At 31.6% G+C, this 22212-nt stretch carries 21 protein-coding genes; 20 read left to right on the top strand and 1 reads right to left on the bottom strand.

The window, feature by feature from the left end; genetic code table 11:
* Positions 1–56 precede the first annotated feature (56 nt).
* Positions 57–1265: a S8 family serine peptidase gene (locus ACQY1Q_RS07140; protein WP_431004612.1), complete on the bottom strand. Its 1209-nt coding sequence runs from the start codon at positions 1263–1265 to the stop codon at positions 57–59.
* A 303-nt stretch (positions 1266–1568) separates the two neighbouring features.
* On the opposite strand from ACQY1Q_RS07140, the gene ACQY1Q_RS07135 reads away from it, so the two are divergent.
* The 20 genes from ACQY1Q_RS07135 (at position 1569) to atpB (ending at position 22212) form a co-directional block, all read left to right on the top strand.
* Positions 1569–3017, top strand: coding sequence for a PSP1 domain-containing protein (locus tag ACQY1Q_RS07135; protein ID WP_431004611.1), 1449 nt, complete (start codon positions 1569–1571; stop codon positions 3015–3017).
* Positions 2992–3492 carry a gliding motility lipoprotein GldH gene (locus ACQY1Q_RS07130; protein ID WP_431004610.1) on the top strand — a complete coding sequence of 167 codons (501 nt, stop codon included), beginning with the start codon at positions 2992–2994 and terminating at the stop codon, positions 3490–3492. The genes ACQY1Q_RS07135 and ACQY1Q_RS07130 overlap by 26 nt, the downstream gene beginning before the upstream one ends.
* 19 nt (positions 3493–3511) lie before the next feature.
* A complete protein-coding gene (locus tag ACQY1Q_RS07125) occupies positions 3512–5707 on the top strand; it encodes a peptidase domain-containing ABC transporter (protein WP_431004609.1) in 2196 nt (731 codons plus the stop codon).
* Position 5708: 1 nt separating this feature from the next.
* Positions 5709–6986: an HlyD family secretion protein gene (locus tag ACQY1Q_RS07120; RefSeq protein ID WP_431004608.1), complete on the top strand. Its 1278-nt coding sequence runs from the start codon at positions 5709–5711 to the stop codon at positions 6984–6986.
* A gap of 93 nt (positions 6987–7079) precedes the next feature.
* Positions 7080–7208: a hypothetical protein gene (locus ACQY1Q_RS07115; RefSeq protein ID WP_431004607.1), complete on the top strand. Its 129-nt coding sequence runs from the start codon at positions 7080–7082 to the stop codon at positions 7206–7208.
* A 78-nt stretch (positions 7209–7286) separates the two neighbouring features.
* Entirely contained in the window at positions 7287–9572 is a 2286-nt protein-coding gene (locus ACQY1Q_RS07110) for a penicillin-binding protein 1A (protein WP_431004606.1), read from the top strand.
* Between the two features lie 18 nt (positions 9573–9590).
* Entirely contained in the window at positions 9591–10292 is a 702-nt protein-coding gene (locus ACQY1Q_RS07105) for a CoA transferase subunit A (RefSeq protein WP_431004605.1), read from the top strand.
* A 31-nt stretch (positions 10293–10323) separates the two neighbouring features.
* Positions 10324–10668 (top strand): four helix bundle protein, encoded by a 345-nt coding sequence (locus ACQY1Q_RS07100; protein ID WP_431004604.1) that lies wholly within the window; start codon positions 10324–10326, stop codon positions 10666–10668.
* 47 nt (positions 10669–10715) lie between these two features.
* The gene (locus ACQY1Q_RS07095; protein ID WP_431004603.1) at positions 10716–11369 is read left to right on the top strand and encodes a 3-oxoacid CoA-transferase subunit B; all 654 of its coding nucleotides are present in this window, start codon (positions 10716–10718) and stop codon (positions 11367–11369) included.
* A 26-nt stretch (positions 11370–11395) separates the two neighbouring features.
* On the top strand, positions 11396–12157 hold the full coding sequence (locus tag ACQY1Q_RS07090) for an exodeoxyribonuclease III (RefSeq protein WP_431004602.1): 762 nt from the start codon (positions 11396–11398) through the stop codon (positions 12155–12157).
* Between the two features lie 73 nt (positions 12158–12230).
* A complete protein-coding gene (locus ACQY1Q_RS07085; RefSeq protein ID WP_431004601.1) occupies positions 12231–13751 on the top strand; it encodes a LysM peptidoglycan-binding domain-containing protein in 1521 nt (506 codons plus the stop codon).
* Between the two features lie 4 nt (positions 13752–13755).
* Positions 13756–14748: a DUF4837 family protein gene (locus ACQY1Q_RS07080; protein WP_431004600.1), complete on the top strand. Its 993-nt coding sequence runs from the start codon at positions 13756–13758 to the stop codon at positions 14746–14748.
* Between the two features lie 94 nt (positions 14749–14842).
* Positions 14843–15343: a DUF1761 domain-containing protein gene (locus tag ACQY1Q_RS07075; protein ID WP_431004599.1), complete on the top strand. Its 501-nt coding sequence runs from the start codon at positions 14843–14845 to the stop codon at positions 15341–15343.
* A gap of 113 nt (positions 15344–15456) precedes the next feature.
* Positions 15457–16935 (top strand): DUF5687 family protein, encoded by a 1479-nt coding sequence (locus tag ACQY1Q_RS07070; protein ID WP_431004598.1) that lies wholly within the window; start codon positions 15457–15459, stop codon positions 16933–16935.
* Positions 16936–16947: 12 nt separating this feature from the next.
* On the top strand, positions 16948–17643 hold the full coding sequence (locus ACQY1Q_RS07065; RefSeq protein ID WP_431004597.1) for an ABC transporter ATP-binding protein: 696 nt from the start codon (positions 16948–16950) through the stop codon (positions 17641–17643).
* Positions 17644–17732: 89 nt separating this feature from the next.
* Positions 17733–19967: a tetratricopeptide repeat protein gene (locus tag ACQY1Q_RS07060; RefSeq protein WP_431004596.1), complete on the top strand. Its 2235-nt coding sequence runs from the start codon at positions 17733–17735 to the stop codon at positions 19965–19967.
* A gap of 29 nt (positions 19968–19996) precedes the next feature.
* Positions 19997–20404: a bactofilin family protein gene (locus ACQY1Q_RS07055; protein ID WP_431004595.1), complete on the top strand. Its 408-nt coding sequence runs from the start codon at positions 19997–19999 to the stop codon at positions 20402–20404.
* Positions 20373–20606: an AtpZ/AtpI family protein gene (locus tag ACQY1Q_RS07050; protein ID WP_431004594.1), complete on the top strand. Its 234-nt coding sequence runs from the start codon at positions 20373–20375 to the stop codon at positions 20604–20606. The genes ACQY1Q_RS07055 and ACQY1Q_RS07050 overlap by 32 nt, the downstream gene beginning before the upstream one ends.
* Positions 20599–20979: a DUF6168 family protein gene (locus ACQY1Q_RS07045; RefSeq protein WP_431004593.1), complete on the top strand. Its 381-nt coding sequence runs from the start codon at positions 20599–20601 to the stop codon at positions 20977–20979. Before ACQY1Q_RS07050 ends, ACQY1Q_RS07045 begins: the two co-directional genes overlap by 8 nt.
* A 114-nt stretch (positions 20980–21093) precedes the next feature.
* Positions 21094–22212: a F0F1 ATP synthase subunit A gene (atpB, locus tag ACQY1Q_RS07040; protein WP_431004592.1), complete on the top strand. Its 1119-nt coding sequence runs from the start codon at positions 21094–21096 to the stop codon at positions 22210–22212.

Here is a 22212-nt window from a genome sequence, read left to right as displayed (position 1 = left end):
AAATTTCTATATGGCTTTTTTCGTTTGTTAATAATAATATATATAATGATTTTTTGTTATTTTCTAACGGCTATTGGGTCAGGATTATTGTCTTTATCTTGAACAAATCCATCTCCGGTAACTCCGCCGGTTATTAATAAACCACAAACATGTGGTGAGGCCATTGAAGTACCGCTGATAGTATTATAACCACCACCTTTCCATGTAGATTTGATTGAAGTACCCGGAGCTGCATAATCTACGGGATCACCATAGTTAGAAGTAGAAGCCAATACCTCATTAATAGTCATATTTGAAATGGTGTAAATATTAGGGTGATTTACTCTGGCAGGAGAATAAAAAGAACAATCATCGTCAGAATTTCCGGCAGCAATAGCAATATTAATACCTAAAGAAGCCACATTTAAAGTAGCCTGATCTACGGCTGAGTCAGTATATCTTGATCTTGGTCCTAAACTCATGTTAACAGCATCACCAACATTACCGTTAGCCGCTACATAATCTAAAGCTTGTACAGTCCATGAAAACTCTCCTGTACCTCTACTGCTAAGAACTTTTAAAGCCACTAATGACGCACCCGGAGCCACACCAATTACACCTATATTGTTGTCTAAAGCTCCAACAGTTCCTGCAACATGTGTTCCGTGTCCGTTTCCGTCATCAGCAGATCTAGCATCTTTACCTGAAGTGACAAAAGTTCTACTTCTTGAAGTATCAACGTTTAAATCCGGATGATCTAAATCAATACCCGAATCAATAATCCAAGCAGTTTTTCCTACGCCGCTAACCGGACCACCAACACGGGTAATACCCCAAGGAGTTTCTTGAGACGTACTACCTCCACCACCACCCGGGCCACCAGGAGCTAAAGAAATCATATAGTCATTTTCTATAGATTTTACCCTTGGATCTTTTTTTAGTTGCTCAAGTTGTTGCTTATTTAGTTTGGCAACAAAACCTTGTAAAGCATAACCAAAAGTAGTTTTAATGTCTTCATTTTTAATTTGAAGGGTGTTTAGTTTATCTACAACTTCAGATCGAATGGCTTTCATTGAAGTTTCATAGGCAAGTTTTGTGCCTTTAGAAAGAGGTCTGCTAAGAGTACCTGCTTTAAAAGTAACTATGTACTGATCCTTTATTTCGTTAAAAGAATTTTCTACAGCACTCTCATTAATGGGTTGTTCAAGGTTTTCAGAATTATTACAAGAAGTAATTAAAAAACCAAACATAGCTAATGTAGTTATTTTAAGATGTGTTTTTTTCATTTTTAAGAAGGGTTTTTATTAAAAAAATAATTAATTAGTTACGAATATATTTATTATTTACTTATAAATGTGGATTTTAACTAAAAAATGATCCTTTTTTTTAAGAAGTATTCTTTTTGAAAGAATGTAAAAAAGATCATAAAAAATACAATTTTTACATTTCATTATAATATGTATCTTTACTGATTAAGAAAAGTTTTAGAAGAATAAATTAAAATATTGAAAATCAGTAATATGTAGGTGTTTTTTGATGCTGGTTCTATACAGGTTTAAAAAATAGTTACTAAAATATACATGTAAACTATGGGTTGTGGTAATTGCTCAACCAACAAAAATGGTGTTCCTAAAGGCTGTAAGAGCAATGGAAATTGTGCTACCGGATCTTGTGGTAGTGGAAATAAACTAGCTGTTTTTGATTGGTTATCAAATATGACTTTACCAACTGGTGAAGCTCCATTTAATATATACGAAGTACGTTTTAAAAACGGAAGAAAACATTTTTATAAAAACGCTGAGAAGTTAACTATCTCAATGGGTGATATTGTTGCGGTAGAAGGATCTTCGGGTCATGATGTTGGTGTAGTTTCTTTAGCAGGAGAACTTGTGAAAGTTCAAATGAGAAAAAGAAAAATTGAGGCCGATAGTGATGAAGTAAAAAAGATATATCGTAAAGCTTCGCAAAAAGATATTGATGTTTGGCAAGAAGCCAGACAAAAAGAACTAGAAACTCAAAGAAAAGGAAGAGAAATTATTAGCAAACTTGGGTTAAAAATGAAACTTTCTGATGTTGAATATCAGGGGGACGGAACCAAAGCTACTTTTTACTACACGGCAGACGATAGAGTAGATTTTCGTCAGTTAATTCGTGATTTAGCAAGTGCTTTTTCTATCAGAGTTGAAATGAAACAGGTAGGAATGCGACAAGAAGCTGCAAGATTAGGAGGTGTAGGATCTTGTGGTAGAGAGTTGTGTTGTTCAACATGGTTAACCGACTTTAGAAAAGTAAATACAGCAGCAGCAAGATATCAGCAGTTATCATTAAATCCTTTAAAGCTAGCCGGACAGTGCGGAAAGCTGAAATGCTGTTTGAATTTTGAGCTAGACTCATATGTAGATGCCCTTAAAGAATTTCCAAAGCAAGAAGTGGTTCTTAATACTGAAAAAGGAGAAGCCATTTTTGTAAAAATGGATATTTTTAAACAACTCTTATGGTATACCTATAAAGAAGAGAGTTATAAATGGTATAAATTATCTCTTGAGCAAGTTCTTGAAATAATTGAACTTAATAATGCCGGTGAACAAGCATCTCCATTAGAAGAATACGAATCGGAAATTTTAGATGACCCTAAAATTGATTTTGAAAATGTTGTGGGGCAAGATAGTTTAACACGATTTGATACTCCTAAAAAACCAAAAAGAAATAGACGAAAAGTTAAAAAAGGTGTTAATAATAAACCTGCTGAAAATAAAGTAGCAGACTCTAAAGTTACTAATAAATCACCTCAAAAAAATACTGAAAAAACTGAGGTAGAAAAGAAGAAAAGACCAGACAATAGAAGAACATCTACAAGAAATAACAGGCCAAATAATACAAAACCTAAGGGTGAAGTAAAACAAAATAACAACACCGCGAGTAATAAACAACAGCCGGTAGAAAATAAAACAACACCTAATAAGAAGAGAAGAAGAAACAATAACAAAAAAAGAAACAATAACGGTAACAATAATGCTGAGAATAATAAACAGAAATAACTTAGTAATAAGTTGTATGATCGCGTTGTTTTTTATTACATCATGTGATAAAAAAAGAGTTTTTGATGAGTATTTACCTATTTCAAATCAAAAATGGAATAAAAACAATGCGCTGCAGTTTACATTTCCGGTAGAAGATACCATTCATGAACATAACCTTTTCATTAATATTCGTAATAACAAAGAATACCCGTATAGTAATTTGTTTATAATTACTCAAATGGATTTTCCGGATGGTACTGTTATAGCAGATACGTTAGAGTATGATATGGCAGATGTAACAGGTAAATTTTTAGGAAAAGGGTTTTCAGATATTAAAGAGAATAAACTTTTTTACAAAGAAAATATACTATTTCCTGCTAAAGGAATGTATACCTTTAAAATACGTCAATCTATGAGAAAAAATGGCAAAGTTGAAGGAGTTGAAAATTTAGAAGGTGTTACAGATGTAGGGTTTAGAATTGAAAAGGAATAATATTAAATTTTTGCTATAAATGAAAAAAATTAAATTGATTAAACAGTTGGATTCATCCGACTGTGGAATAGCTTGTCTTAGAATGATAGCAGGATATTATGGGAAGTTCTATAAATCTAGTCATTTAAAAGAATATACCCATATAATTAAGGATGGTGTGTCAATCGCTCAGATTTGTGATGTGGCTGAAGAAATAGGTCTGAGGTCTTTACCTGTTAGTGTGCAGTGGGAAAAATTGAAAGAACAAGTACCTTTGCCTTGTGTAGCTTATTGGGAAAAAAAACATTTTATAGTTATTTATAAAATTAAGAATAATAAGGTGTATGTTGCAGATCCAGGTTTGGGATATTTGGTTTATACAGAAAAGGAGTTTTTAAAAGGATGGTTGGAAGGTAGTTATTTTGAAGGAAATAGAGAAGGGTTACTTGTCTTATTTGAGCCAACTGATAGTTTTTATGAAAAGGAAATTGGTGTTGACGAACATGGGTTTAAGGTTTTACTCCCCTATTTAAAACCGTATAGGAAGTATTTGTTTCATGTGATATTAGGTTTGTTTTTTGGGAGTGTAATTCAAATTATTTTACCTTTTTTAACTCAATCGATTGTTGATAAAGGGGTTGGTCATAGTGATGTTAACTTTATTATTATTGTTTTGGTAGCTCAATTAACGTTGATTATTTCTCAAAATTTTTTATCAGCGGTTAGAGGGTGGTTTTTATTAGTAATTGGGTCGAGAATAAGTATTTCGTTTACCTCTGATTTTTTGATGCATCTTATAAAGTTACCCATTTCATTTTTTGAGTCTAAAACTATAGGTGATATTTTGCAAAGAGTCCAAGATTCAGATAGAATTGAAAAGTTCTTGGCCTCATCTCCTAATACACTATTCTCTTTATTCAATGCTTTTTTATTTCTTTTTATTTTATTGTATTACGATATATATGTTTTTTCTATTTTTTTTATAGGCACTTGCACTTACGTTTTATGGATAAGTTTTTTTATGAAAAAAAGATATATGCTGGACGAACAAAAATTTGAAGAACAAGCAGAGGTGTCAAACAAGATAATGCAGATAGTTAATGGGATAGGTGATATTAAAATTAATAATTCAGAAAAAAAAAGACGATGGGGATGGGAAGAAAGTAGATTAAAATTATATAATACGAATATTAAAAGAATGGTTCTTAATCAAAAACAATTCTTAGGTTCTAATTTAATAAATGAGTTAAAGAATATTTTTATAACTTTTTTTTCTGCGATGGCTGTTATTGAAGGAACTATGACCTTAGGGGTTATGATAGCGATTCAGTATATCGTTGGTCAAATTAATGCACCTCTATTAATGTTTGTCAATTTTATAAAGGATTATCAGGATTCTAAACTTAGTATAGAAAGACTAAGTGAAGTTAATAGAAAGGAAATAGAAAACTTTTCACGGCCTATTGAAAACTTTGATGATAATCAAGGTATTTTGGTTAATAATTTATCTTTTAAGTACGGAGGAAAAAACTCGGAGGAGGTTCTTAAAAATGTGTCTTTTAAGATTCCTTATAACAAAACAACAGCAATAGTTGGAGCTAGTGGTAGTGGCAAAACAACTCTTCTAAAATTACTGTTAGGATTCTACAAACCCAATGAAGGAGAAATTTTAGTTGGAAAAATAGATTTAAATAACATAAATCCTTCTATATGGAGAAAGTACTGTGGTGTTGTGATGCAGAATGGGTATATGTTTTCAGATACTTTATTAAATAATATCATAGAATCTTGTGAAAATGAAACTTTTGATAGAGATAGATTATTGTCTTCAGTTAAGGGAGCGTGTTTGGAAGAGGTTATAGAAAAACTTCCCAATGGTTATAGTACTATAGTAGGAACTGATGGCTCTGGAGTTGTAGGGTTAAGTGGCGGTCAAATACAGAGGGTTTTAATAGCTCGGGCGTTGTACAAGAATGCACCATATTTGTTTTTTGATGAAGCTACAAGCTCTTTAGATTCACGTAATGAAAAAATGATAGTGGAAAATTTAGGTGAATTTAGTAAGGGGAGGACTTCTGTGATAATTGCACATAGATTAAGTACTGTTAAAAATTCGGATAACATTATTGTTTTGGATAAGGGAGGGGTAGTAGAACAAGGTACACATTCTCAATTAATAGAAAAAAAAGGGTATTATTTTAGTTTGGTTAAAAATCAATTAGAATTAGGTGGCTAAAATGGAAAAGATAGATTTGATAGGGAATAAAACTTTTAAGTTTAAGGAGGTTTATGAAGATAGTTTTAATACGATTTTAGTTTATTGGAACTTTGTTTTAGTTATGTTGGTTTTAATATTTTTGATACTGAGTTACTTCATAAAATATCCTGATATAATTGTTTCTAAAGCAGAAATTGTGTCAACAAATCCTTCTGTAATTGTAAAACCGAGAATTAGCGGAAATATTGATCATGTTTTTAAGGAAACAGGGGAGAAAGTAGATAAGGGGGATTGGGTATTAATTTTAGATAAAGGAGAAAGTACGGTTAAGGATTTAGTTAAGCTTGATAGTATAATATACTCATTAAAGGAAACTAAAATATCTTGGAGTAGTTTAGATTTGTCTGAAGATTTGGAATTAGGAGAACTCAAGCCTCTGTACAATGATTTAGTCACCCAAATAAAAATATATAATCATCATAGGGAGGATGGGATAGATAGTTTTAAATTTAATACGCTACAAAAAGAACTTAATCATATTGAACATATGATTAAGTTGGTTAAAGGCGAATTAAAACTGGCTAAAATAGAAGTAGATATTCAAAAATCAGATTACTTAAGAGATAAGGAGCTTATTAGTAAAGGAGTTATTTCAAAAAGAGATTTTGAAAAGTCTAAGTTAAAGATGCTACAGCAAGAAAGGAGGTTTTTTGATGTAGAGAGTAAGTTGTTACAGTTAAAAGATAAAAGATTAGGTATTGTTAATCAGGCTAAGGATTTAGAACATAAAGTAGAGGAAAATGAAATTGATAGTAAATATGGATTTAATGAGCTTTTGCTTAAGTTAGAGGTGAAATATAATGAATGGAAAGAAAACCATGTTTTAAAATCACCAGTTAATGGCTATGTGAATTATTTATCTTTGATTTACCTTAATAAATATGTTGAAAAAAATGAACCTTTGATGTCAATAGAAGATAAAAGTAAAGTCAATGAGGTGTTTGCAATATTAGAAGTTCCAATTAAAAATTTCGGTAAATTGAAAGAGAATCAGGTTGTCAATATAAAGCTTGAAAGTTACCCGTATGCCGAATTTGGTGTAATAAAAGGACGCTTGGAATTTTTGTCGGAAAGTATTAAAAATGGTTCTTATTTTGCTAAAGTTAAGCTAGAGAATGGTTTTAAAACTTCTTATGGGAAAAAGATACGGTTTAGACATAATTTGAAGGGGTCGGGAGAGATAATTACTGAAGATTTAAGATTAATTGAACGTTTTGTACATCTTTTACGGTTTTAATTTAAAAAAAAACGTATATTGCGCTAAATTTAAAAATTTATAAATATGAAAAGATTGTCTTTAGATTCATTTGAATCAAATTCAAGTGAAAAATTGAACTTAATTAAGTCCAATGTTTATGGAGGGAAAACATGTAGTCATTGCGGAAAAGAAATGTTAGAGTATCAAGAATGTGGTGATGACATGGGGATTTTAAATTGGTTTTTTGACCTATTTGATTAGTCCTTATTTTTTATAGAATTGGATAAAGGGTTGGATTTGTTAGTCCAACCCTTTTTAAATTTAAAAATGAAATGTATTATGAATTCTAGAGTTAAATACATTAAATGGTTTTGGGGGATTATCTTAGGAGGCATCCTATTCGTTTGCTTACTTTTCTTATTAGCATCATGGGGAGCGTTAGGGGCGCTACCAACCTTTGAAGAGCTAGAAAACCCTAAAAGTGACTTGGCCACGGAAGTGATTTCTGCAGATGGTAAAACTTTGGGAAAATACTACGTAAAAGCAAATAGAACTCCGATTCAATATAAAGATTTACCTGAAAACTTAATAAAGGCATTAGTGGCTACAGAAGACGAACGTTTTTATGAACATTCTGGTATCGATTTTTACGGAACTGCCAGAGCGGTGGCAAAATTAGGTGCCGGAGGGGGGGCAAGTACTATTACGCAACAGTTAGCTAAAAACTTATTTACTAAAAGGGCTTCTTTAAATAAATTAACAAGGATTAAGCAAAAAATTAAGGAGTGGGTGGTTGCCATTAAGCTAGAGCGTCAGTACACAAAAGATGAAATCTTAACGATGTACTTGAATACGCAGGATTTTATATTTAATGCTGTAGGAATACGTTCTGCAGCTCGTATTTATTTTGGAAAAGAACCTAAAGATTTAGATTTACAAGAATCGGCCATTATTGTTGCGATGCTTAAAAATCCTAGACAATATAATCCGTATAGAGAAATATCAAAAGACAAGTCTTTAGGAAGACGAAATGTGGTATTTTCTCAAATGGCTAAAAATGGTTTTGTAACAGCACAAGAAAGAGACTCTTTACAAAAACTACCTCTTAAAATAAACTTTACTCCGGAGAGCCATAGTGATGGATTGGCAACCTACTTTAGAGAAAATTTGAAACAATTTTTAAAAGAGTGGGCTAAAGATAACGTAAAGCCGGATGGAGAGCCTTATAATATATACAAAGACGGATTAAAAGTATATGTAACTATTGATTCTCGTATGCAACAATATGCAGAAGAGGCACTGACTGAGCATATGGCAAATCTTCAATCGTTTTTTGATAAAGAACAAAAAAATAACAAAACAGCTCCGTTTTATGATTTAGATAAACAAGAAATAGGAAGAATTATAAGAAGAGCCAAACAAAATTCCGGACGTTATAAAAAAATGAAAGAAGAAGGAGCGTCTGAAAAAGAAATAGAAAAAGCATTTAATACGGAAACGGAAATGCGAATTTTCTCATGGAAAGGAGAACGTGATACTGTAATGACTCCATATGATTCTATCCGTTACTATAAACATTTTTTACGTTCAGGATTATTATCTATTGAACCACAAACAGGTCATATAAAAGCATGGGTTGGAGGAATTAACCATAAATATTTTAAATATGATGCTGTTGAACAACAAAAACGACAAGTAGGTTCTACTTTTAAGCCTTTTGTATATGCTACAGCAATAAATCAGTTAAAATTATCTCCATGTGATAAATTACCAAACACACCATATACTATTCCTAAAGAAAAATATGGAATGCCTGAAGATTGGACTCCGAAAAACTCAGACGGAAAATATGGAGGAGAATTAACCCTAAAAGAAGGTTTAGCCAAATCAACTAACGTAATTACGGCAAGACTGATTGATATGGTGTCTCCTATTAATGTGGCTCGTTTGGCTGAATCTGCAGGGATTAAATCAAAAATTGAAGCAAACCCTTCTATAGCATTAGGAGCAATTGACTTATCACTTATAGAAATGGTTAGTGCATATTCAACATTTGCTAATAAAGGATTAAGAGTAAGTCCAATGATGATTACTCGAATTGAAGATAAAAACGGAACCGTATTAGATGAGTTTGTACCACAAACTAAAGAAGTTTTAAGTGAGGAATCTGCATATGTGATTTTAGATTTAATGAAAGGGGTAACACAATCAGGTTCAGGAGCACGTTTACGCTCAGGTTATACCAGTAGAAAAGATGCCAATACAGGATTCCCGTATAAATTTACAAATCCGATCGCAGGAAAAACAGGAACTACTCAAAACCAATCTGATGGATGGTTTATGGGAATTGTACCTGATTTAGCAACAGGTGTTTGGACTGGTGGTGAAGATAGAGCAACCCATTTTTACGGGATAAGTTTAGGACAAGGAGCGACCATGTCATTACCTACTTGGGCTCTGTTTATGAAAAAATGCTATGAAGATAAAACGCTAAACATAAGTCAACAAGATTTTGAAAAACCTTCAGGAGAATTAACGATTAATATAGATTGTTCTAAAGAAATTGATACGAAAGAAGGAGAAGGTAAAGAAGAAGAAAAAATAGAAGAAGATACAGATTTTTAAACAAAAACAAACAGCTATATGATTAATAAAGAAGTTAAAAACGTACAAGAAGCGTTAGCTGGTGTAAAAGATGGAATGACATTGATGTTAGGAGGTTTTGGGTTGTGTGGAATTCCTGAAAATGCTATTGCTGAACTTGTGCGACTTGGAGTGAAAGACCTTACCTGTATTTCAAATAATGCAGGAGTAGATGATTTTGGGTTAGGATTGTTACTACAAAATCGTCAAATTAAAAAGATGATATCATCTTATGTAGGAGAAAATGATGAGTTTGAAAGACAAATGCTGTCGGGTGAACTAGAGGTAGAGTTAACTCCACAAGGAACATTAGCAGAAAAATGTAGAGCGGCACAAGCAGGTTTTCCGGCATTTTATACACCGGCAGGTTACGGTACAGAAGTAGCAGAAGGTAAAGAAACAAGAGAGTTCAACGGAAAAATGTATGTGTTAGAACCTGCATTTAAAGCAGAATATGCTTTTGTAAAAGCATGGAAAGGAGATGCTGCCGGAAATCTTATTTTTAAAGGAACCTCAAGAAATTTTAACCCTAATATGTGTGGAGCGGCAACCATTACGGTTGCAGAGGTAGAAGAATTAGTTCCTGTGGGTGAGTTAGATCCAAATCAAATTCATATACCCGGAATTTTCGTACAACGTATTTTTCAAGGGGAAAAATACGAAAAGAGAATTGAACAAAGAACAGTTCGATCACGCAGTTAATACTTTAATATAGTAATATAACAGTGTAACAATGAAAAATCCTGTGGTTGAAAAATCTATTGAACTTGCACTGTTAATAATTGAATATTGTGAAGTATTAGAGTCGGAAAGAAAATTCGTTATATCAAAACAATTACTAAAGTCTGGGACAAGCATTGGTGCCAATATACATGAAGCACAAAATGCTGAGAGTAAAGCAGACTTTATACATAAAATGAAGATCGCTACAAAAGAATTAGAAGAAACAAAATATTGGCTAATTCTTTGTGAGAAAGCAAAAAGTTATCCAACAAATTTAATTCTAAAAGAAAAAATAAAGGAGCTTGGATTAATTTTATACAAAATATTAAGTACTAGTATTAAAAGTAAAAAATAGATTAACTAGTACATTGATACATTACTAAAAATTGATACATTATAAAAATGTTAGATAAAAACGGAATAGCGAAAAGAATCGCAAAAGAAGTAAAAAACGGATATTACGTAAATCTTGGTATTGGAATACCAACATTAGTGGCCAATTTTGTTCGTGAAGATATTGAAGTAGAATTTCAAAGTGAAAACGGTGTTTTAGGTATGGGACCTTTTCCTTTTGATGGAGAAGAAGATGCTGATATAATCAATGCAGGAAAACAAACAATAACTACTTTACCCGGAGCAAGTTTCTTTGACTCTGCTATGAGCTTTTCAATGATTCGAGGAAAACATGTTCACTTAACCATTTTAGGAGCTATGGAGGTTGCTGAAAACGGAGACATTGCCAACTGGAAAATTCCCGGAAAAATGGTAAAAGGTATGGGAGGAGCTATGGATTTGGTAGCTAGTGCCGATAATATAATTGTAGCTATGATGCATACCAATAAAGCTGGAGAATCTAAACTACTTAAAAAATGTACGTTGCCCTTAACCGGAGTTGGTTGTGTTACTAAAATTGTAACCAATTTAGCCGTATTAGAAATTAAAGACAATGCATTTCATTTATTAGAAAGAGCCCCGGGAGTAACTGTAGAGGAAATACAAGCAGCAACAGAAGGAACGTTAGTCATAAACGGAGAAATTCCGGAAATGGAATTATAAACAACAGATAGGAAAAGTAACTTAAAATGAAAATTATTTCATACAATGTAAACGGAATTAGAGCAGCTATAAAAAAAGGTTTTTTAGATTGGCTACAACAAGCCAATCCGGATGTAATTTGCATTCAGGAAACCAAGGCTCAAGCCGATCAAATGAATTTAATGGATTTTGAGTTGGCAGGATATCCATATCAATATTGGTTTTCTGCTCAAAAGAAAGGCTATTCCGGAGTAGCGGTTTTTTGTAAAAAAGAACCCAACCATATAGCGTATGGAACCGGAATAGAAACCATGGATTTTGAAGGAAGAAACCTTAGAGTAGATTATGATGAGGTTTCTGTTATGAGTTTATATCTACCTTCAGGAACTAATGATGATAGGTTAGGGTTTAAATTTAATTATATGGCGGAATTTCAACAGTATGTTAATGAACTTAAAAAAGAAATTCCTAACCTGATTATTTGTGGAGATTATAATATCTGTCATGAAGAAATAGACATTCATAACCCTAAAATGAAAGGAGTATCGGGCTTTTTACCCGAGGAACGTGAATGGATAGGGAAATTTATAAATAATGGGTTCATAGACAGTTTTCGTCATTTAAATAAAGAACCTAACCATTATAGTTGGTGGAGTTATCGAGCCAATGCAAGAGCCAATAATAAAGGATGGCGTATAGATTACTGTATGGTTGCTGATCCTTTAAAAGATAAAATAGCAAGAGCCTATATTTTACCTGAAGCAAAACATTCTGACCACTGCCCTATAGTGGTAGAAATGAATGTTTAATAAAGTTAAACACATAAAATTAACAACTATAGTACGGTTTTTGATATAGTTGTTGATTTTATATCATTTTAAAATGAAAAACCTACTTAAACTACTACTTTTATTTACAGCAACGTTAGTTGCACAACAACCAATTGATACTGTTTTTACCGCAAAAGATAGTACACAACTTACTATTGATGTAGCAAAAGATTCTATTAAGAATAAACAAGAAGGAGATTTATTTTCTGATGCAGACTTGAAAATGATAGACAGTTTGTTGGTTGAAGAAAAATACAATTCTTCATTATTTGATAGTATTCAATATGTAATTAATGATAAAGATATCTTAGGAAATACAACCGTTATCTTATCTACTGAATTGTTAAAGAAAAGATTAGCAGATTTAGATGCTAAAACACCATTTCATTTAGCATACAATCCAGCACTTGAAAAAGTAATTAACGGATATTTAAAGTATAGAAAAAAATACTATCCTGCTCTTATGGCCAAATCTAAATACTATTTTCCAATGTTTGAAAAGCATTTAGATCAATTTGATATTCCATTAGAAATGAAATATTTGGCTATTGTAGAGTCTGCTTTACGTCCGGATGCACGTTCTTATGTAGGAGCTACCGGTTTATGGCAATTTATGTATGGAACCGGAAGGCAATTTGATTTAAAAATAAGTTCTTATGTTGATGAACGTCAAGACCCGGTTAAATCTACCGTAGCAGCCTGTAAATATTTGAGTCAATTATATAAAATATTTGGTGATTGGGATTTAGCGTTGGCAGCCTATAACTCCGGACCCGGAAATGTGTCAAAAGCCATAAAAAGATCAGGAGGGTATAAAAACTACTGGAACATTCGTCCGTTTTTACCTACAGAAACAGCAGGATATGTTCCGGCATTTTACGCTACCATGTATATTTTTGAATACGCAGATAAACACAATTTGTACCCGGAAGCTCCGAAAATTTTTCATTTTGAAACAGATACTGTACAGGTGAAAAGAACCATCAGTTTTGAACAAATATCAGAAAAAGTAGGAATCGAAGAAGATGTCATATCCTTTTTAAATCCCGAATATAAATTAGACATTATTCCTTTTGTAGAAGGAAGAAATTACACAGTAAGGTTACCAAGAAAAAGCATGATTGACTTTTTAGAATTTGAAGAAGAAATTTATGCTTTAGCCGATGAAGAAGACGCTAAAAGAGAAAAACCACTACCTAAGTATTTTGAAATGGATAAACGAATCATTTACAAAGTACGAAGCGGTGATTATTTAGGAAAAATAGCTAATAGATTTGGTGTAAAAGTAAATGATATTAAACGTTGGAATGGTTTGCGTTCCCATCATTTAAAAATAGGACAACGATTAAGTATTTATCCGAAAAAAATGGCCATTCCAAAAGAGGTTTCTCAAAACGTAAAGCAATTGCCTAAAGGAAAACATGAGGTATATGTTGTACAAGAAGGAGACTCCCTTTGGACAATAGCAAAAAAATTCCCATCAGTTTCTGTTGAACAAATTAAAGATTGGAATAATTTTTGGGGTAAAAAAAGTCTTAAACCAGGCATGAAACTAAAAATATTTAAAAGCTAAAGGCATGAGAAAACTACTAATACTCTTAGTAACAATTACATTTATTTTTTCTTGTAAAAAAGGAACTAATAAAGAAGATCTTATTTTACCAACATCAACCGGAAATACGAATAAAATATTAGTTGTAATTAAAGGTAATGATTGGGAAGGCAAAATAGGAGATGAAATACGTACTGTTTTTGGTGAGCATCAGGTAGGTTTGCCGCAACCGGAAACTTTACTAACAGTTAGCCAAATAGACCCTTCAGGTTTTAAAACCTTTATGAGAAACGGTAGAGCAATTCTTTTTGTTAGAAAAGGAAAAGAAGAAAGCATAGTAGTTGAAAAAAATAAATATGCGGAACCGCAAGTTTTAGTGTATGCTACAGCAAAAGATGAAGAAGGGGTAATAAACTTGATAAAAAACAGAGGAAAAGAAATTATTAAAATCTTTAAAGATGAAGATATCAAGTTTATCCAAAACATCTTTAAAAAAGAACGATTAGATGATACTAAACTAAAAACATTGCAAAACTTAGGAATTATTATTGATATTCCGGAAAGATATAAGTTAGTTGATGATACGGGAGATTTTTTATGGTTACGTCAGCATTTAACAAGTGGAATAGCAAGAGGTGACGGTACCAACAATATTTTAGTATATAGTGTTCCATTAGGTGACGAAGCTAAAATTGTAGATAATATTACAACGGTTAGAAATGAAATAGGAAAAGAACATATACCGGGAAGTAAAGAAGGAATGTATATGATTACAGAACAAGCCTATACACCACATACCTATGAAGTAGAAATTGATGGTAAAAAAGCATATGAAACCAGAGGTAAATGGGAAGTGAAAGATGATTTTATGGCAGGACCATTTTTAAATTACACGGTAGTTGATAAGAAAAATAATAGATTAATAGTTTTTGAAGGATTTACATACGCTCCTTCAGTAAATAAAAGAGACTTTATTTTTGAACTAGAATCCATTGCAAAATCAATGAAAATAAAATAAAAACACTAATAATCAAGTGTGTAAAAAAAGGTGTCAAGTTAATCTTGACACCTTTTTTGCTATATTTGAGATAATTAACCTAAAACTTGTGATAATGGAAACAAATTTTTTAGCAATTCTGGGGGCAGCTTTTATACCTATGGTAATTGGGTTTTTCTGGTACGGTCCTATGCTTTTTCAAAAAGCATGGATGAAAGAAATGAACTTTACACTAAAGGATATGGAAGGAGGAAACATGCTTCTTATTTTTGGACTAAGTTTTATATTTAGTTGTATGCTGGCTTTTTCTATTCAAATGCTAGTAATTCACCAATGGGGTGTGTTTTCAACATTGGCAGGAGAACCTGGTTTTATGGAAAAAACCGGAGGAGGCTATGCATATTATGAAGAATTTATGTCAAACTTTGGTAATCGTTTCAGAACTTTTAAACATGGTGCTTTGCATGGAGTTTTAGCCGGAGTTTTTATTGTTTTACCTATCATTGGTACTAAGGCTTTATTTGAAAGAAAATCGTTTAAATACATAGCCATTAATGTTGGATATTGGATAGTTACTCTTGCATTAATGGGAGGAGTTATTTGTCAATGGGCATAAAAACAACCAATACTCTATAAAAAATAAAAGCATCAATTTTAAAATTGATGCTTTTTTATGTAACAAAAATTAGAGAAGTAATACTTATAAATATCAAAAATTAATTAAACCAAATGATTTTACACTTTTTAAATTTAGAATGGAAACAATATTTCCGTTCTTCATATTGGCAAAAAGGTATTGGAATAAAAATACTACTAGGTTTTTTTGCCCTTTACTTTATGGTAATGTTTTTATCATTAGGAGTAAGTATTTTTCCGATACTTAAAAAAGTTTATCCGGATCAAGACCCTTTCTTAATTGTAAACCAATTTCTGTTTTTTTGGATTTTAGGAGATTTACTTATTCGGTTCTTTTTACAAAAACTTCCGGTAATGACTATTAAACCATTGCTTACCCTACCCATAAAAAGAAGTAAAATTGTTAATTATGTGTTAGGTAAATCAGTAGTGTCATTTTTTAACTTTTTACCATTATTTGCTTTTATACCTTTTAGTTTTGTATTGCTTAGTAAAGGGTATAATACAGCACAAATCATTACATGGTTAGGTACTCTAATAATTATTGTACTAATTGTTAATTTTTTAAATTTTGTGATAGAAAATTTAAGTGCAAAAAGTGACTTTTCATTTTTACCACTACTTGCCGGAGCTTCAGCGTTATTTGCTTTAGATTATTTTAAAATTCTGTCTTTTTCTGATTTGGTATCAAAAGGAATTTTAGCCATTTCTACCAATCCGGTTTTTATGGTTGTACCTGTAGTGCTACTATTGCTTTTGTACTACATTAATTACAAAGTTTTAAGAAGTAATTTGTTTTTAGATTCGGTAGTTCAAAACAAAGTAGAAGAAGCCAAAACGTCTGAGTATACTTGGACAAAGCGATTTGGAGATGTGGCACCCTTTATGCAGTTAGATTTAAAACTAATTATGCGCAATAAAAGAACTAAATCTACTTTATGGCTGCTTATTATAGGGCTTTTATACGGGTTGGTTTTTTATCCACAACCTCAATATGCAGACAAAGAGTTCTTCTTTATTTTTATCGGAGTTTTTTCAACAGGAATATTTTTAATGAATTTTGGTCAATTTATTCCGGCTTGGGATAGCGGATATTACAAAATGCTAATGAGCCAGAATTTTAAATACGAAAGGTATTTAAAGTCAAAATTTATGTTGATGTCTATGAGTGTTCTATTGTTATTCCTGTTTGGAATTCCTTATGTGTATTTTGGATGGAAAGTTCTTTTAGCACACTTTGCAGCTGCTATTTATAATATTGGCGTTAATACACATGTAATTATGTTTGGAGGAACGTTTAACAGAAAAAAAATAAACCTTGACCAAAAAGCTGCATTTAATTACCAAGGAACAGGAGCTGTTCAATGGTTAATGGGATTCCCGTTAATGCTTTTACCTATGGCTATTTTTGGTTTAATTAACTGGCTGGTAAATTTTGAAGTAGCAGTTATAGGTTTAATCATACTTGGTGTGGCAGGAATTGCATTTCACCAAAAATTAATGACCTTAATAACTAAAAAATACATTGCCAATAAATACGTAATGATTCACGCATTTGATCAAGAAAACTAATCAAACATTATTATGATACAAGTAAACAATATCACTAAAAAATACGGAACAACTCAAGTTTTAAATATAGAAGGATTAGAAATCCCAACCGGACAATCTTTTGGATTAGTAGGAAATAATGGAGCAGGAAAAACAACATTTTTTAATATACTGTTAGATTTAATAAGACCTACAACAGGAGAAATTACAAACAACCAAGTGGTAGTTAATAAAAGTGAAGACTGGAAAACATTTACAGGTTCGTTTATTGACGAAAGTTTTTTAATAGGCTATTTAACACCAGATGAATATTTTGATTTTATTGGTGAATTAAGATGCATGAATAAAGCTGATGTGAAAGCATTTTTAACACCGTTTGAAGAGTTTTTTAACGGAGAAATTTTAGGGAAGAAAAAATACCTGAGAGACTTAAGTAAAGGAAATCAGAAAAAAGCAGGTATTATTGCTGCAATGATGGGAAATCCACAAGTGGTTATCTTAGATGAACCGTTTGCTAACTTAGATCCTACAACGCAAATAAGATTAAAAAACATTATAAAAAAGCTTACAGAAAATAAAGAAGTTACCGTGCTGGTATCTAGCCATGATTTAAGCCATGTAACCGATGTTTGCGAAAGAATCGTGGTATTAGAAAAAGGAAATGTTGTAAAAGATATTAATACATCAACAGAAACTTTGCAAGAATTAGAAAGCTATTTTTCAGCATAAGACAAAAATTACCATTTTATTATTATTTTTACGCATTTACACACAATAACTTAAGAGTATAGTTGTTGTAAAGTAAATGCGTATTTTTTATGAAAAAACTACCCAATATATTAGTTTTCAGTACTATTTTAATAATTGCATATTCATGTAGTGTTAAGAAAGATACTTTTATAAACCGCAAATTTCATGCATTAACTACAAAGTATAATGTGCTGTTTAACGGTGAACAAGCTTTTTTAAAAGGACTTAAAGAAATAGAAGAAAAGAATCAAGATAACTTTTGGCAACGTTTACAAATTGAACCTATAACCTTTGATGATAAAACAATAGCTGTACCAACATTTAAGCCGGGAACAGGATTTGAAGATACTGAGGAAGAAGAAAATAAACCACTAACAAACTTTGATAAGGCTGAAGAAAAAGCAGTTAAAGCGGTTCAGAAACACTCAATGAATATCAATGGTTATGAGAAAAATAAACAAATTGACGATGCTTACTTGTTGTTAGGTAAAGCAAGATATTACACACAACGTTTTATTCCGGCTATTGAAGCATTCAATTACATCATAGCAAACTATCCTAAAGCCAGCTTAATTTACGACACTAAAATTTGGAGAGCAAAGGCAAATATTCGATTAGAAAATGAAAAATTAGCTCTAGAGTCGTTAAAACTTTTGATAGAATTAGATAAAAACGAAAAGAATTTAACTGATTTACAACGCGAGCAAGCGCATACCGCTATGGCAATGGCTTATGAAAAAACAGATACAATTCAAAAAGTAATAGAGCATTTAACAAAGGCGTCTCAAACTTTTAAAAATAGAGAGCAATCGGCTCGAAACATGTTTATTCTAGGTCAAATATATAGTGAGTTAGATAGAAAAGATTCTGCACGAATGGTGTTTCAAAAATTGGCAGATCATAAAAAAGCTCCTTATAAATATAAAATCAGAGCTAATATAGAATTAGCTAAAAATACAGCTAATGATTCAGCCTCAGTTTTGGTATTAAGTAGATTAAAAAAGCTGATAGATAATTCAGACAATCGTAAATACTTAAATGCTCTATATTATCAAGCCGGAATTTTAGAATTAGGAAGAAATAAAACAGAGAATGCCGTTGATTATTTTAATAAATCACTGCAAGCAAAAAATAACGATGATTATCAAAAAACTTATGCATATGAGCAGTTAGGAAACGTAGCTTTTGATAAACAAGATTATGTGTTAGCCGGTAAATATTACGATAGTGTACTAAGTAAAACGTCAAAAGAATTTGATCAGGAAAAAAGAATCAGAAGAATCAAAAGAAAAAATAAAGGATTAACAACACTTAGAAAGTATGAAGAAACCGTTAAGGTAAATGATAGCGTACTTAAAATTGTTGCAATGAGTAAAGAAGAAAGAACTGATTTTTTTGAAAAGTACATAGAAAAAATCAAAAAAGAAGATGAAGAAAGAAGCCAGCAAATGCTAAATGCCCAAAATTTTGGAAGCGCTTTTGGAGGAACTTCTTTTATCGGTAGTAATGCTAAAAAAGGGAAATGGTATTTTTATAATACACAAAATATAGCTTTTGGAAAGGCTGAATTTGAAAGGATTTGGGGTAACCGTCCTTTAGAGGATAACTGGAGATTGTCTGAGAAAAATAATAAAATAAGTAGTGATACTAAAGATGTTAGTGACGCTTCAGAAACAAAACCAAACCCACGATATGAATTAGCTACTTACATAGATGCAATTCCCTCAAACCCGGAAGTTATTGAAAAGCTGAAGGAAGATAGAAGTGAAGCATTGTATCAGTTAGGGTTAATTTATAAGGAGCAATTTAAAAATCTTGAATTGGCCGCCGCTAAGTTAGAAAGGCTAAAAGAATTGAAAAAAGACAATCAATCAGAGTTAGCAATTAGTTACCACCTATATCAAATCTATACAGGATTAAATGATAATGAAAAAGCCAATTCTTATAAAGAAATTGTTTTAAGTAAATACCCCGATACTAATTTTGCTCAAATAATTAGAGAGCCGAATGTTAAACTAACAGAAGAAAAAAAATCGGACGAACTGCAAAAAAAGTACAAGCAAATTTATATTATGTACAAGCTTAATAAGTTTGAAGATGCAGTAGCTGAAATAGACAAGTTTTCGCCAACGCTACAAAATTCAAATTTAATTCCTAAATTAGCACTCCTAAAGGCATTATCTATTGGAAAATACCAAGATAAAGAAACCTATAAAAAAGCACTTGAATTTGTATCATTAAGTTATGCAAATACAGAAGAAGGAAAAAAAGCTGAAGAAATAATAGAGCAATTAAAAAAGTAATATAAACATAACCCCAAAAGTCCCCAAAGATGTTTAGCAAAGACAATAAAAAATCGAGTGAAAGAGTTGTTTCAGAGAGAAATGTAATAGGCAGCAACACTAAAATTACCGGCGATATTATTTCTGAAGGAGATTTCAGAATAGACGGTACTCTAGAAGGAAATATTCAAACCAACGGAAGAATTATAATTGGTGAAGGAGGTTTGATTAAAGGTAAAGCAGAGTGTACCAATGCTGATATTGAAGGTAAATTTTCAGGAGATTTACAAGTTTCTAACATACTAACGGTTAAAGCTACCGCAAATATTACAGGAGATGTCATAATAAGTAAGTTGTCTGTAGAGCCGGGTGCAACATTTAATGCTACATGTTCTATGAAAGGAGCTGTAAAAGAACTAAAGAAAAATGAGCAAAAAAACACCGAAAAAACAGCTTAATAAATACGTTCGTTTTTCCGGAATAGCCTTTCAAATGGGTCTAACCATTTATTTAGGAAGTTTGCTAGGTAAATGGTTAGATATAAAATACCCGAATGACAATCAACTTTACACAAAAATTTGTACACTTGCAGCAGTTTTTGGTGCCATGTTTTCGGTCATACGCCAAGTAACAAAACTATCAAAAGATAACGATGATTAAGCGTATTTTTATTTTTATAGCTGCAGTTGTAGTTGCATTTCTTGCAAGTTATTTTCCACATCATTTAATTATTCAAGCTAAAGAAGTTAACTTAAGCTTTTCGCTATTATCTGTATACATTTTTTATGTAATTGCTGCTTTGTTAGTGTACACTATCGTTGAGTTTATTGCAGAAAAAATGCCTAATCAGGCAGGTTATGCCTATCTAGCTTCAATCTTTCTTAAGATTGGTTTTTTTGTTTTAATTTTTAAAAGTTCCGTTTTTTCAAATGATGCACTTTCTAAAATTGAAAGAATTTCTTTAATTGTTCCTTTATTCTTATTTTTAATACTAGAAGCTGTTTTTATTTCAAAGCTATTGAATAACAAATAGTTTAAGTGAAAAAATCTAGTAAAAAAACTAAATAAAAAAAGGGTTTGTAGTTTTAATTTATTGTGTACCTTTGCACGGAAATTTAGAGACCACAAAATCTATATTTAGCAAGGTATGATGATAGCAAAAAAACCTATCTACTTTTTAGCAGTATTAGCAATAGTATTTAGTTCGTTTACAGCATTTGCTGGAGGCGGAGAAACTTCAAGTAAAGGAGGGCAAATCAATACTCCTGAAGGAATCAAGGGATATATAAAACATCACTTAGCAGATTCGCACGATTTCGCTTTGTATTCGTATACAAATGAAGCAGGTGAACGTAAACACGTTGGTTTTCCGTTACCGGTAATCGTGTGGACAAGTAAAGGGTTAAAAGTTTTTATGTCTTCTGCATTTCATCATAATGACGACGGACATGTAATTGTAGATAAAGGTGATGTAAAGTTAGTGAAGATTCATAGTAAAATTTATGAGTTAAATGAAGAGGCTACTGAAGTAACTTTTGATGAGCATCATCATGCAACTAATGCTCATAAAGTATTAGATTTTTCTATTACTAAAAGTGTTTTCGGAATGTTGTTAGCAGGATTTTTAATGTTGCTAGGTTTCGGATCTTTAGCTAAAGGGTATAAAAAAGGAGCTATACCAACCGGTTTTGGTCGTGTGTTAGAACCGTTAGTGTTATATGTAAGAGATGAAATAGCAAGACCTAATATTGGTGAAAAGCATTACCGTAAATTTATGGGCTTCTTATTAACTGTTTTCTTTTTTATCTGGATATTAAACTTATTAGGGTTAACTCCATTAGGGTTTAATGTAACAGGGCAAATTGCAGTGACTGTATGTTTAGCATTATTTACTTTCTTTATTGTGCAATTTAGTGGAAACAAAGATTACTGGAAACATATTTTTTGGATGCCGGGAGTACCAGTGCCAATGAAAATTATCTTAGCACCTATTGAAGTGTTAGGGATGTTTACCAAACCATTCTCATTATTAATCCGTTTATTTGCAAACATGACAGCGGGTCACTTTGTGGTAATGAGTTTAATAGCATTAATGATTACATTAAAAAATCAATTTGGTGCTGTAGGGTCAACAGGAATGTCATTAGTGTTAGCATTATTTATTTCAGTAATTGAAATTTTAGTAGCGTTTTTACAAGCTTTTATCTTTACAATGTTATCATCATTGTTTATTGGTATGGCAGTAGAAGAACACGATCATCATTAG

This window comes from Tenacibaculum sp. TC6, assembly GCF_050606265.1.
GTDB lineage: Bacteria > Bacteroidota > Bacteroidia > Flavobacteriales > Flavobacteriaceae > Polaribacter.
The sequence above is the reverse complement of the archived record's forward strand: the minus strand, read 5'-3'. Positions and strand labels throughout refer to the sequence as shown.